This window comes from Pauljensenia sp. C0170B5 (assembly GCF_056590195.1).
The window spans coordinates 224,646-238,208 of the sequence record NZ_JBWPVR010000003.1 but is presented as its reverse complement, the minus strand read 5'-3'; the positions used below and the strand labels follow the sequence as shown (position 1 = coordinate 238,208).

At 58.9% G+C, this 13,563-nt stretch carries 11 protein-coding genes; 9 read left to right on the top strand and 2 right to left on the bottom strand.

What is annotated here, in order from left to right; all coding sequences use genetic code 11:
- The first annotated feature begins 2 nt into the window (after positions 1-2).
- From AC1EJZ_RS06210 to AC1EJZ_RS06190, 5 genes are read left to right on the top strand one after another with little or no spacing between them, the layout of a single operon-like run.
- Positions 3-1,403 carry a sulfatase family protein gene (locus AC1EJZ_RS06210; RefSeq protein ID WP_480294232.1) on the top strand — a complete coding sequence of 467 codons (1,401 nt, stop codon included), beginning with the start codon at positions 3-5 and terminating at the stop codon, positions 1,401-1,403.
- A 56-nt stretch (positions 1,404-1,459) separates the two neighbouring features.
- Positions 1,460-2,917: a M81 family metallopeptidase gene (locus AC1EJZ_RS06205; protein ID WP_480294293.1), complete on the top strand. Its 1,458-nt coding sequence runs from the start codon at positions 1,460-1,462 to the stop codon at positions 2,915-2,917.
- Positions 2,914-3,849 (top strand): ROK family protein, encoded by a 936-nt coding sequence (locus tag AC1EJZ_RS06200; protein WP_092648562.1) that lies wholly within the window; start codon positions 2,914-2,916, stop codon positions 3,847-3,849. Before AC1EJZ_RS06205 ends, AC1EJZ_RS06200 begins: the two co-directional genes overlap by 4 nt.
- Positions 3,824-4,519 (top strand): copper homeostasis protein CutC, encoded by a 696-nt coding sequence (locus tag AC1EJZ_RS06195; protein WP_480294229.1) that lies wholly within the window; start codon positions 3,824-3,826, stop codon positions 4,517-4,519. Before AC1EJZ_RS06200 ends, AC1EJZ_RS06195 begins: the two co-directional genes overlap by 26 nt.
- Positions 4,520-4,528: 9 nt before the next feature.
- Entirely contained in the window at positions 4,529-4,729 is a 201-nt protein-coding gene (locus tag AC1EJZ_RS06190) for a DUF6199 family natural product biosynthesis protein (RefSeq protein WP_058236654.1), read from the top strand.
- Positions 4,730-4,733: 4 nt separating this feature from the next.
- On the opposite strand, the gene AC1EJZ_RS06185 is transcribed toward AC1EJZ_RS06190, so the two are convergent.
- The gene (locus AC1EJZ_RS06185; protein WP_480294228.1) at positions 4,734-6,440 is read right to left on the bottom strand and encodes an alpha-glucosidase; all 1,707 of its coding nucleotides are present in this window, start codon (positions 6,438-6,440) and stop codon (positions 4,734-4,736) included.
- A 129-nt stretch (positions 6,441-6,569) separates the two neighbouring features.
- On the opposite strand from AC1EJZ_RS06185, the gene uvrB reads away from it, so the two are divergent.
- The 4 genes from uvrB (at position 6,570) to AC1EJZ_RS06165 (ending at position 13,168) form a co-directional block, all read left to right on the top strand.
- Entirely contained in the window at positions 6,570-8,678 is a 2,109-nt protein-coding gene (gene uvrB / locus AC1EJZ_RS06180; RefSeq protein ID WP_480294226.1) for an excinuclease ABC subunit UvrB, read from the top strand.
- A gap of 169 nt (positions 8,679-8,847) precedes the next feature.
- On the top strand, positions 8,848-9,951 hold the full coding sequence (locus tag AC1EJZ_RS06175; RefSeq protein ID WP_480294224.1) for a TerC family protein: 1,104 nt from the start codon (positions 8,848-8,850) through the stop codon (positions 9,949-9,951).
- Positions 9,951-12,350 carry an HAD-IC family P-type ATPase gene (locus tag AC1EJZ_RS06170; protein ID WP_480294223.1) on the top strand — a complete coding sequence of 800 codons (2,400 nt, stop codon included), beginning with the start codon at positions 9,951-9,953 and terminating at the stop codon, positions 12,348-12,350. Before AC1EJZ_RS06175 ends, AC1EJZ_RS06170 begins: the two co-directional genes overlap by 1 nt.
- 32 nt (positions 12,351-12,382) lie before the next feature.
- Positions 12,383-13,168, top strand: a complete 786-nt coding sequence (locus AC1EJZ_RS06165; RefSeq protein ID WP_092648568.1) for an alpha/beta fold hydrolase — start codon at positions 12,383-12,385, stop codon at positions 13,166-13,168.
- A 13-nt stretch (positions 13,169-13,181) separates the two neighbouring features.
- Here the strand turns inward: AC1EJZ_RS06165 and AC1EJZ_RS06160 are convergent, their stop codons facing one another.
- Complete coding sequence (locus AC1EJZ_RS06160; RefSeq protein WP_058236659.1) at positions 13,182-13,499, bottom strand: YciI family protein; 318 nt, start codon at positions 13,497-13,499, stop codon at positions 13,182-13,184.
- Positions 13,500-13,563: the final 64 nt, after the last annotated feature.

Below are 13,563 nucleotides of genomic sequence, written 5' to 3'. Positions count from 1 at the left end.
CGGTGGTAAAGAACATTGTCCTTTTCGTTGCAGATGATTTAGGGTACGGCGATATCACCCCTTTAGGGGCAGAGAGAATCTCTACGCCTAATCTTGAGCGCCTAGCACAGAACGGGTGGATTGCTCGAGACTGTCACGCAGCTTCCGCTGTTTGCACACCAAGTAGGTATGGAATCCTTACGGGTTCCTTCCCTTGGAGAAGCCCCTTGAAAAAGGGCGTTCTCGGTGGATCCGACCCTGCCATTATTGAGAGAACGGTTCCTACAATCGCGACCTATGCGAAGCGAGCCGGCTTCGTGACAGGAGCATTCGGTAAGTGGCACCTTGGGCTTGGGTGGCAGTCGAAGGCGGGAACCGTTAACAGCGCGTTCGAAGAAGGTTGGACTCCCGATATGCAGGGAGATGGTAGGGAGATTGATTACTCTAAGCCTTTCTTGGACGGTCCACTAGACCACGGATTTGATCGCTTTTTCGGCATCGCGGGTTCTCTGGACATGCCTCCCTACTGTTTCCTGAGTCAAGATCGAACGGTTGGGATTCCAGATCGTGAGAAAGAACCTCGGGTCACTTCTCAAAGGCCTGGACTGCAGGTCGAAGGCTGGAAGGACGATGAAGTTGACACTACGGTTACGCGTGAGGCTCTCGAATGGATTTCCGATCAGGTGTCTGCTAAGCAGGGATTCTTGGCATATGTAGCATCTGCTGCTCCCCATCGCCCCTGCGTGCCCCCCGAGTTTATTCGTGGAAAGTCGCAGGCTGGTCTGCGTGGGGATTCGGTAATGCTCGTCGACTGGATGGTGGGAAGGATTCTGGAGCTTCTGGATGAGCTGGGTGTGTTGGACGATACTCTGTTCATCTTCACGAGTGACAATGGAGCGCCGATGATTTTCCCTGAAGACGGCGATGTCGTTCACCACCGGCCGAACTCGTCATGGAGAGGCCAGAAGGCTGATGTTTTCGAGGGGGGACATAGAGTGCCGCTGATCGCATGCGGACCCGGTTCAGAAGCCTTCGAATCTGACACACCTATGAGCCTCCTTGACCTCTTACCCACACTGTGCACCTTAATGGGCCTATCAGACATATCTGAGACCGACGGAATAGATCTAGTTTCTTCGAATTCCGATGCTGAGCGTGTCATCGGAGTTTCGTCTTACGACGGCAGTTTGGTTTTGCGGAAGGGGAATTGTAAGGCAATTTGGAGTTCAGGTTCTGGAGGTTTCTCGGAGCCTGTTGGTCGTCCTGCTCAACGCGATGAAACCGGTCAGATGTATAACCTCGAGCAGGACCCGTCTGAGAGGGAAGACCTCGCTGGTTCGGAGTGGAATGAGGCTATGTTGCTGAGGAAGGAATTTGAGTCAGTGACTGGCTATGAGGACCCTGACATCATTTTCGAAGGGTAGAACGAGTGGTACGGATCTCAGACTTCAGATGATTTTAGATGGAAAGTGATGGTGAAATGACTCTTCCGCGAATAGCAATTTGTGGGCTCCACATCGAGTCCTCGACTTTTACCCCATACGTTTCAACTGAAAAGGATTTCCAGGTCAGCCGCGGTGACGAGCTGCTCGCACGTTACACGTGGATGGACGAGGACTGGGCGCGCCAGGTCGAATGGATCCCGATCCTTCACGCCCGCGCACTGCCGGGCGGCCAGGTGCTGCGCTCAGACTACGAAGCCTGGCGGCAGGAAATAGTCGACGGCTTAGCCGCCGTTGCACCTGTTGACGCAGTCTTCTTCGACATCCACGGCGCCATGACCGCCCAGGGATACGACGATACCGAGGGCGACCTGATCACAGCCGTCCGTGCAGTTGTCGGAGATAAACCCCTGATCTCGACCTCCATGGATCTGCACGGAAACGTGTCCCGAGCCCTGTTCGCAGGCTGCGATCTGCTCACCTGCTACAGGATGGCGCCGCATGAGGATGCGTTCGAATCGCGCAAGCGAGCAGCGGTGAACCTAGTGGAACGACTGGTCAGTGGCAAAGGCAGGCCGGCTAAGGCACTGGTTCACGTGCCGGTACTGCTGCCTGGTGAAAAGACATCGACACGTATTGAACCGGCCAAGTCGCTGTATGCCATGGTTCCGGAGGTTGAAAAACGTCCCGGTATTCTTGACGCGGCAATCTGGGTTGGATTCGCATGGGCGGATCAGCCACGTTGCCAGGGAGCCGTTGTGGTCACAGGTGATGACGCTGAGGACGTGAAAGCTCAGGCTCTGCGACTGGCTCAGCATTTCTGGGATGTACGCGATCAGTTCGAATTCGTTGCACCCGTGGGGACCATGAGCGAGTGCCTTGAGCACGCCCTCGACGCTCCGCGTCCGTTCTTCATTTCGGATTCCGGAGACAACCCCGGTGCTGGCGGTGCTGACGACTGCACGGCCGCGCTGTCGGAGCTCCTGGAGTGGGCACCGGTAAAGGATGAGGCGCTCAACGTTCTGTACGCATCGCTGGTTGATCCGAATGCCGTGAAGGTGGCGGATCAGGCTGATGAAGGGGCACAGGTCGATGTTGAGCTGGGCGCGCATATCGATACGCGTGAACCCGGACCGCAAAAGGTCCACGCGACAGTGCTCCGAGTAATCGATGATCCTGAGGGTGGTCGCACCTGTGCGTTGAAGATCAATAGCCTGACTGTCATTGTGACCTCTCAGCGCATGCAATACCATTCCCGCGTGCAATATGAGCGACTGGGGCTGTCGATCGATGATCCCGATGTCGTGGTAGTCAAGATCGGCTACCTGGAACCGGATCTGTACAAGGCACAGGCCGACTGGATGATGGCACTGACTCCAGGCGGAGTTGATCAGGATCTGATTCGTCTGGGACATCGCCGCATTGACCGACCGATGTTCCCATTCGATGAGGATGTGACCGACGCCAGACTGGACGTAGAGGTGTTTATCTCGTGAACACCGTGGTTGCGGGGGTTGATGTTGGCGGTACGTCCATCAAGTCATTCCTGGTGGACTCAGCTGGACACGTCACCGATGCTGTACACCTGGACACGCGTCCGGGCAACGTGGTCGAACAAGCGTGCCACGTCGCCCGGACCATCGTGGACAAGTGGCCAGAGGTCGCCGGAATCGGTGTCATCACACCTGGTGTGGTGGACGAAGAGGCCGGCGTTATCAAGTATGCGTCTAACCTCGAACTGAAGAACGTGAACCTTGCCCAGCGCATGCAGGAAGCATGCTTACGGCCGGTGCGCCTCGGACATGACGGGCGGGCAGCAGGATTGGCTGAAGGTCTCCTGGGCGCTGGCCAGGGCGCACCCACCTTCATCATGGTTCCCATCGGCACCGGCATTTCGGCAGCCATCTGCCACGGTAACCGACCGTGGGCAGGTGATGCCTTCAGCGCCGGAGAAGTTGGCCACACGCCGGTCATTCCGAATGGTGAAACATGCACGTGCGGACAGCGAGGCTGCACGGAGGTGTACGCATCAGCAAAAGCCATCGCGCGACGCTTCACGCAGAAGACCGGCAAAGAGGCAACAGCTCGCACGGTAGAGGATCTGCTGGGAATCGACCCCATTGCAGATGAGGTATGGGATACCGCCACTTACGCGCTGGCCCTGTGTTTCGCGCACCTCACCTTCGCCCTCGACCCCACCCGCTTCGTTGTCGGCGGGGGCCTGTCCAACGCCGGTGAGACGTTGCTGGAACCGGTGCGCCGTCACCTGCGTGACCTGATGGCGTGGCGAACACCTCCCGAAATTGTGACCGCCCGCCTGGGCGCAGAGGCAGGGAAGTGGGGAGCCGCGATCCTGGGTGCCCAGGCTGCGAACCGGCAGATGTGGAACGACTGGAAGATCAATGACGGTTATCGAGCTATGTGTTGAAGACACTGAGGGAGTGCAGATTGCCTCACAGATGGGCATCGACAGAGTCGAGCTGTGCGATGACCTGAGCTGCGGAGGCCTGACTCCTTCTGATCGAGTGGTGGACAGCGCGCTCAGCGTCGCACCGTCAGGCGGGATGCAGGTGCTGATCCGCCCCCGTCCCGGCACATTCGTGATGCCCTCCGGTGAGGAACGCGACATTGCCGAGGCGATGCGACGCCTGCGTGAACGCACCGACCACACCGACATACCGGTGGGTTTTGTCGTCGGTGGGCTGACCAGTGACCACGAGATCGATCAGGATGTGCTGTCACTGTGGCGCGACGCGGCCGGGGAGAGACCACTGACTTTCCACCGTGCCTTCGACACCGTGCAGGATATGGACCGAAGCCTCGACCAGCTTATTTGTGCGGGATTCGATCGAGTGCTCACCACCGGCGGTGATGCGTCTGTGGTCAACATGGAGAATATTCGCCACCTGACAGACCGCGCAGCTGGAGAGATGATCATCCTCGTGTCAGGCGGTTTACGCTCGCACAATGTCGCCTCTGTGATCCACCGCACCGGAGCGACCGAAGTGCATATGCGTGCTCCGGCACAGCAGCCAGGACGCACCGATCCTGACGAGGCGCAGCGAATCGTCGCTGTGGTTCGCGGGCAGAATTTGTAAAATCACCTCATGTTGTGGTTTTTCGTCGTCCTTTTTGGCGCCCTTGGCCTCCTGATGGTCATCCGCCCGCAGATCATCTGGAAGCTTCTGGTACGCGGCACGCAAGCATCGGAACAGCCCGCCCCCTCGCGAGCACTGATCTCTCAGCGCATCGCCGGGGTCGGGCTGATTCTCGTGGCCGTTTACCTGGGCAGCACCCTGGTCGGGTGAGCACTTAAGCTGGGTGGATCACCCACCGGACTTCCCACGGGGCCAGAGCCGCGTACTCCCAGTCATCCCCGTTGTCGTGACGACGGTTCGACAAGGTCACGTCGCCGTCGGGGACAGCGCAGGCAATGGAATGCGAGGACATATTCGCCACCGCATCGAGCACTTGGTCGCCCAGGGTGCGCCGCACCCACCACATTGATGGATCATCTGGCTCGACCAGCTCGAAGTCACCCTCGACCAGAATCGGATACTCCTTGCGCAGCGCGATCATCGCGCGGTAGAACTCGAACGTGGAGCCTGCCTGGTCAACCTGTGCCTGCGCGTTGACCGTCTCATAATTCGGGTTCACCGGCAGCCACGGTTCACCGGTCGTGAATCCGGCGTTCTCGGTCGCATCCCACTGCATCGGGGTGCGGGCATTGTCGCGGCTCATCTTCACGATCGCCGGCCACACTGCCTGAGGATCCTGGCCGTCGAGGGTGACTGACTGGCGCCACTGACCAATCGTTTCCACATCCTTGAACTGGTCGATACCGGACCACGGGTAGTTCGACATGCCGATCTCTTCGCCTTCGAACACGAACGGTGTGCCCGGGTGAGCGTGCAGCATCGCGCCCCATGCGGTGGCTGAATGGTAGCGGTGATTCTCCTCATCGCCATAGCGCGACAGGGGACGCGGCTGATCGTGGTTCGACAGGTACAGGGAGTTCCAGCCCTTTCCAGCCAGTTCCTGCGACCAGCGCGCAAGGTTGCGCTTCATGTCAGGCAAATGCAGATCGCGAATGTGGTACTTGTCCCCGTCAGCACTGTCCAGCCCCATGTGCTCGAACTGGAAGATCATATCCAACTCGCGGCGCGCCGGATCAGAGGTCAAAATCGCATCATGGGGTGTGGCACCCGGTGTCTCACCGACGGTGAAGAACACGCGGTCGGGATAGCGGTCGAACACCTCGCGGTGCATTTGCTGGATGTACTCGTGGAAGTGCGGGCCGAAAGCGGCCGATGTGATAGAGCCTTCGCCAGGCTGGTCGAATCCTTCAGGCTTGGAAATCAGGTTGATGACGTCCATGCGGAAGCCGTCAACGCCTCGGTCAAGCCACCAGCGCATCATCTCGAAGATCGCCTGGCGCAGCTGAGGGTTGTCCCAGTTCAAATCCGGCTGCTCAGGCGCAAACAGGTGCAGATAGTATTGCTGGGAGGCTTCGTGCCACGTCCATGACGGGCCGTTAAATGCCGCAGTCCAGTCGTTAGGCTCATCACCGCGGCGCTGCCCTGCCGGCACCTCGTGGGCGGTTGCTCCCGGGCGCGGGTCGCGCCAGATGTACCAGTCGCGCTTGTCTGATGCGGGGTCGAGCGCCTCCTGGAACCAGGGGTGCCGGTTGGAGGTGTGATTAACGACAAGATCCATGATCAGGCGCATGCCGTGAGAATGCAGCTGCGCGATCAGCTCATCAAGATCATCGAGGGTACCGAACATCGGATCAACATCCTGATAATCCGCAATATCGTATCCCATGTCGGCCATAGGGGAGCGGTACAGGGGAGACAGCCACACGATGTCAACACCGAGTTTCTTCAGATACGGCACCCGCGATGTAATGCCGGGAATGTCACCGATGCCGTCACCGTTGGAGTCTTGAAAAGACCGAGGATAGATCTGGTAAACAGTCGAGGACTTCCACCATTGGGGTTGATCAGCAGTATGTGTCACAGTAATCCACCTTCATCGAAGACAACTCTGGTCTTATGGCGCATGCAGGCACTCATATAGATATGAGTCTAGGACACTTGCTCCATGGGCGGGAAGCGGTAGCAGTCCGCAGCGACTACGGTGGGACGTATGAGCGGGCAACGAATCTTGCGCCAGGAACATCCTTTCGAAGTGATCGCGGAGTATTCCCCTTCAGGCGACCAGCCACACGCGATTCGTGAGCTTGCCGAGCGCATCAACGGTGGGGAACAACATGTCGTGCTGCTGGGCGCGACCGGCACCGGCAAGACGGCAACAGCCGCCTGGCTCATCGAACAGATTCAGCGTCCCGCCCTGATCATGGAGCCGAACAAGACGCTGGCCGCTCAGCTCACCGCCGAGTTCCGCGAATTCCTGCCCAGGAACGCGGTCGAATACTTCGTGTCGTACTACGACTACTACCAGCCTGAAGCATACGTGCCCCAGACAGACACCTATATTGAAAAAGACTCCTCCATTAATGACGAGGTTGAACGCCTGCGACATTCGGCAACCAACTCATTGCTGACGCGTCGGGACACGGTTGTGGTCTCATCGGTGTCCTGCATTTACGGCCTGGGCACGCCTGAAGAATACGTGGCACGTATGGTGGATTTGCAGCGAGGAATGGTCATTGACCGCGACGATTTGCTGCGCGCCTTCGTGGATATGCAGTACGTGCGCAACGACATGTCATTCACCCGCGGCACGTTCCGTGTGCGCGGGGACACCATCGAGATCATCCCGGTGTACGAGGAACTCGCCATCCGCATCGAAATGTTCGGTGATGAAATCGACCAGCTCGCCGTATTGCACCCGCTGACAGGTGACGTAATACGTGACGTTGACCAGATCTACCTGTTTCCGGCCTCTCACTATGTCGCTGGCGAAGAGCGTATGAAGCGTGCGATCAAGTCGATTGAGGATGAACTGGCCGAACGCCTCGAATGGTTCGAATCTCAGGGCAAACTTCTCGAAGCGCAGCGACTGCGCATGCGCACAACCTATGATCTGGAAATGCTCAAGGAAGTCGGCACCTGCTCGGGTGTGGAGAACTATTCACGCCATATTGACGGTCGCGGCCCCGGCACGCCGCCGCACACTCTCCTGGATTATTTCCCGGATGATTTCCTGCTCATTATCGATGAATCTCACGTCACGGTTCCGCAGATCGGTGCCATGTTCGAGGGTGACATGTCGCGTAAACGCACCCTCGTCGATCATGGTTTCCGTCTTCCCTCGGCAATGGACAACCGGCCACTGAAGTGGGATGAATTTGTTGAGCGCATCGGGCAGACCATGTATCTGTCGGCCACACCCGGCCCCTACGAGCTCGAGCGTTGCGACGGAGTTGTTGAACAGATCATTCGCCCAACTGGCCTGGTCGATCCGAAGGTGATTGTGAAGCCTACCTCGGGACAGATTGATGACCTGCTCGAAGAAGTCCGGGTGCGTGTGGAACGCAATGAACGCGTCCTCGTCACCACATTGACCAAAAAAATGGCAGAAGACCTCACCACGTATCTGGCCGAACGCTCCGTTCGCGTCGAATATCTGCACTCGGATGTCGACACGTTGCGCCGCGTGGAACTGTTGCGGGAACTGCGTCAGGGCAAGTTCGACGTCCTTGTCGGGATCAACCTGCTTCGAGAAGGCCTCGACCTGCCCGAAGTATCGCTCGTGTCCATTCTGGATGCGGACAAGGAAGGGTTCCTGCGCTCAACGCGTTCCCTCATTCAGACGATTGGCCGCGCAGCCCGTAACGTGTCGGGCGAGGTTCACATGTACGCCGACAACATCACCGATTCGATGCGTGCGGCGATTGAGGAAACCGAAAGGCGCAGAGCCAAGCAGATTGCCTATAACGAAAAACATCACATTGATCCGACACCTCTGCGCAAGAAGATCGCTGACGTGACAGACATGCTCGTACGCGAGGACATTGACACGGAATCACTGCTGGAAGGTGGGTACCGTCAGGAACGCTCCGGCAAGCCCATCGGACATGCCCGAGCCAGCGACGACGTGTTGCGCCACGCCAGGGATACCCGTGAACGACTGGGACTTCAGGCTGAAGCTGAACTGGCGCAGCTCATTGACGACCTGTCAGCGCAGATGCATGCGGCGGCAGGCGATCTTCAGTTCGAGCTGGCCGCCCGGCTGCGTGACGAGGTGGCGGATCTCAAACGTGAGCTTCGACAGATGAAGGAAGCAAACTGATTCCGGGGCGTCTGAACGCGGTAGTATGAGATCCACGAGGGGAGTAATCCTTTAACCCGGTATCGTCATCTCGGGACGCTACGTGCGCGCAGCGAACCCGGTACCGAGGCCTGTCGCAGACAGGCGGACCAGACCTCGGCTGTATCACCCCGAACACGGAAGGTTTTACGTGGACGTTCACGCGCTCGGCTGGGTCGGCCTAGGCCTCGTCGTCATTGTGCTTATTTCTATCGACATCATCGGTCATGTCCGTACACCGCACGCCCCCACCATGAAAGAGGCGGCATTGTGGACTGTGGGCTATGTTTCTCTCGCGATGCTATTCGGAATCGGGATCTGGGCGATTTATGGCGGCCAGTATGCCGGAGAGTTCTACGGCGGCTGGATCACCGAATGGTCCCTGTCGCTCGACAACTTGTTCGTCTTTGTCATCATTATGAATTCGTTTAGAGTGCCGCGAGAATATCAGCAAAAAGCGCTGCTCAGCGGCATCATCATTGCGCTCGTCATGCGCCTGATCTTCATCCTGATCGGTGCCGCACTGATTGAACGCTTCTCCTGGGTCTTCTTTATCTTCGGTGCATGGCTGCTATGGACGGCATACTCTCAGGCACGCCAGGGGACCGGCGGAGACGAGGAAGAATCCGAACAGGGTGAAAACGGGTTCATCCGCCTCGTGCGCCGCATCGTTCCCGTCACCGACGGGTATTACTCGGACCGGTTCCTCTATCGCCATGGCGGAAGGACTGCTGTGACACCGCTGCTGCTGGTGGTCCTCGCTCTGGGGTCAGCCGACCTCATGTTTGCGTTTGACTCCATTCCGGCAATCTTCGGCCTCACGAAAGAGCCGTACCTGGTCTTCGCGTGCAACGCCTTCGCCCTGCTGGGCCTGCGTCAGCTCTACTTCCTGATCGACGGACTGCTTGATCGTCTCGTGTACCTTCACTACGGCCTGGCCGTCATTCTTGGCTTCATCGGCGTGAAGCTCATTTTGCACGCCCTGCATGAGAACACGTTGCCGTTCATTAACGGTGGACAGGGCTTCGAAAGCGTCCCCGAGGTGGGCACACCGCTCTCACTTGCCGTCATCGCCGGAACGCTGATCATCACGGTGATCGCCTCGATCCTCAAGTCACGCCACTCAAACGTCCTGCGGGCACCTCAGCCGATTAATCGCAGTGCCAAGGCCGAGCAAGATGCGGCACGCTCCTCGGTGCGTGAGATCGCTGACTCCGACGAGCAGCATACTGAGCCGCGTCCGTCAGTGGACTGATGCCAGTACCCGGGCCATCCGGCCTCACGGCCGCACAAGTGGAAGAACGCACCCGTCAGGGTGAGGTCAACCATCACCATACGAAGACGTCCCGCTCGCTCGGATCAATAGCGCGAGCAAATGTTTTCACCCTGTTCAACACGATCCTTACCACCGCAATTGTTGTGGTACTGATTGTGGGGGACTGGCGGGACGCAGTGTTCGGCGGCGTGATGGTACTCAACGCCATCATCGGTATCGCGGCGGAATACCGCGCGAAGAAAACGCTCGATTCCCTGGCGATTGTCGACGCGCCGCATTCGCTGGTGTGGCGGGATGGTGAAGAGCGCGAGGTCCTGTCGGAAGACGTGGTACGCGGCGACATCATCGAGCTGCGCCTGGGGGACCAGGTTCCCGTCGATGGAATCGTGCAGACTTCCCACAGCCTCGACATTGACGAATCTTTGTTGACGGGCGAATCCGTACCGATCAGAAAAAAGCAGGGTGACCGCGTCCTGGCCGGCACCGCTGTCGTCTCAGGTGACGGCCTTATCGAAGCCACTGTTGTCGGAAACGCCGTCTATGCCCATACGCTCACAGAGCAGGTCCGCCGGTTCACGCGCACCACCTCCGAGATTCAGCAGGGCATTAACCGTGTCCTGCGGGTCATTTCGTGGCTGATTGTGCCCGTCACCGCGCTGATCGTATGGTCGCAGATCCGCCTCGATCCACTCAGTGGTGGATGGCGGCACGCACTCGTCCTGGCGGTCGCGGCAGTTGTCGGCATGATCCCGCAGGGCCTGGTTCTGCTGACCTCCATGAACTTCGCCCTCGGCGCGGCAACACTGGCACGGCGCAAAGTCCTCGTCAATGAGCTCCCCGCGGTGGAAGTCCTCGCGCGTGTGGATGCCCTTTGCGTTGACAAAACGGGAACGCTGACCACTGGCGGAGTGAGCGTCGATTCTATGATTCCCCTAGGCGCGGGTGACAGCGGTGACCGAATTGACGAGGGTGCCGCCCGCGCACTGTTGACACTCAATGCTTCCACACACAACGCAACTGCGGAAGCGATCGTTGCTCATCTGAAGGCGCAGGCACTCGAGGTGGAGCCAGCTGACCTGTCTGATAACTGGAGCGTCCCATTCAATTCGACACGCAAATGGTCGGGATTCAGTGATGGAGAGCAGGCCTGGGTGCTGGGCGCTCCGGAAATGACGGTGACTGACGCGAATGTGCTGGATCACGTCACGCGCGTTGCCGACCAGGGACTTCGCGTTGTGGTGCTCAGCTGTGCGCCGGCAGCGCCCTCGTTAATGGGGGAGGAACTGCCGCAGGGACTTCAGCCGAACACGCTGATCGTCCTGCGTGAACAGATCCGCCCCGACGCTGCTGACACAATGAAGTATTTCCGCCGGCAGGGCGTGCGGGTACGCGTGATATCAGGTGACAATCCTGCGACTGTGCAGGCTATCGCGAGCGTGGCCTCATTGCGTGAGGACCAGGCGACGATTCGCGGGATGGATGCGCGCACCCTGCCTGAGGACATGGACAGCGACGCGTTCGTGCAGGCCGTGATGGATCATGATGTGTTCGGACGTGTCACTCCGGAGCAAAAACGCGCAATGGTGCGGGCTTTGCAGTCGCGTGGGCATACTGTCGCGATGACGGGTGACGGCGTCAATGACGCACTTGCCCTGAAAGATGCCGACCTGGGAATCGCGATGGGCAGCGGTGCCCGCGCCACGAAAGCGGTGGCGCAGATCGTGCTGGTCGATGGAGCGTTTGCAGCTCTGCCAGGGGTCGTCGCTGAAGGGCGGCGCATCATGGCGAATATGGAACGTGTCTCCGCGCTCTTCCTGGCCAAGACGGTCTACGCCAGCCTCATTGCCGTCATCTGTGCCCTTGCCGCCTGGCACTACCCGTTCCTGCCCCGTCACTTCACTTACATTGATGCGCTGACCATCGGAATCCCGGCATTCTTCATCGCGCTGGGACCGAACAGGCGACGATACGTCAGCGGATATTTGAAGCGCGTGCTCGGCCTGGCCGTTCCATCAGGGTGCGTGTTGGCTGCAGCTGCGTTGACTGCGTACTGGATGGTGGGCGTAGGACAAGTGGAGGGCCAAACCGCTGCCGCGTTGTCGTTGATGTGTGGTGCACTGTGGCTCCTGTCCATTACCGCACGCCCGGTCAATTCGTGGCGCGCCGGACTGATTGCACTCATGCTGACCTGCGCTGTCGCGGGAGTATTCATCCCATTCGTCCGCAATTTCTTTGCGCTGGAGTGGCCGGCAGCGCACGACGGATGGGTGATCCTCGCGTGCGGCCTCACCGCCTGTATCCTCATCGAAGCGGCGCATCGCGCATACTCATTGCGCCACCAGCGAAAGGCTGAAACGGACGGTGCGCCACTAGACTGACAGTGCGGAGATACCACGTGAAGGAGTTGAAGATGACTGCATGGAAGCTGCCGCTGACGATCCTGGGAAACGAGGATGCTCCGGCGTTGGTGCTGGGACATTCACTGGGATCAAGCCACGACATGTGGGAGAGCGTCATCCCTTTGATTCGCGACGATTTTGATATTGTCCTCTACGACCTGCCCGGACACGGGGGAACACCGATTGCTCCGGTCGGCCGCGAACTGAAGATGACCGACGTTGTGGAAGCACTGCTTGGCGCCTTGGATGATCACGGCGTCGATACGTTTCATTGCGCCGGACTGTCACTGGGTGGCATGGTCGCCATGGCTACTGCAATCACACATCCTCAGCGGGTGCGCAGCCTCACCGTCATGAGTGCCGGGCCGATCAATGGTCAGCCTGATCAGTGGTACGACAAAGCTGGGGCTGTGCGTCGCGACGGCACAGCGAGCCTGGTGGACGCAACGTTCGAGCGCTGGTTCATGCCTGAATTTGCTTCGGGGGAGGGTGCTGACCGCGTTGAGGCGATTCGCAGGATCTTCGAAAACTGTGATGACGAGGGATACGCGCAGTGCTGCGAGGTCCTCGCCAGTACGGACATGCGCGGCGACGTTGCGAGCATCCACACTCCAACCCTCCTGATCAGCGCTGAAGAGGACGGTTCACTGAACTGGGCGGGCGCTGACGAATTGGCCCGCACCATTCGTAGTGGAGGGGCGACTGTGCAGGTGGCACGCATCCCTCAGGCGCGGCATATGAGCGCCGTTGAGAAGCCGGAGCTGGTGGCTCGGGCTCTCAAAGGGCTGGTCGACTAGAGGCAGCCGAAATCTACGAGTACGGGAACTTCGTGTCGAATTCTTCGGCCAGGCTGCCGATGGTCGGTTCCCACTGCATGATGCGCCGATCAATGATGAACCCCTGAACGTAGAACGGATCATCCTCGAGGATCTTCAGCGCCACATTGGCGGACTCTGCCTTCAAGATGATGAGGGCACCCTCATGCATCGCATCGCGGAGCCAACCTGAGGACAGCAGAACATCTTTCGCATACAGATCCCGCAGGAAACGGCGGTGCGCCGGGCGGAAATCCTGCGTCAGAGAATTCAACTTGGTGTCATACGTGTACTCAACGACATAGATACGCATAGGTCAATTATCCCAGCATTGCGATCGCGGCGCGCCTGAATGCATGAACAGATCCTGCGCACCC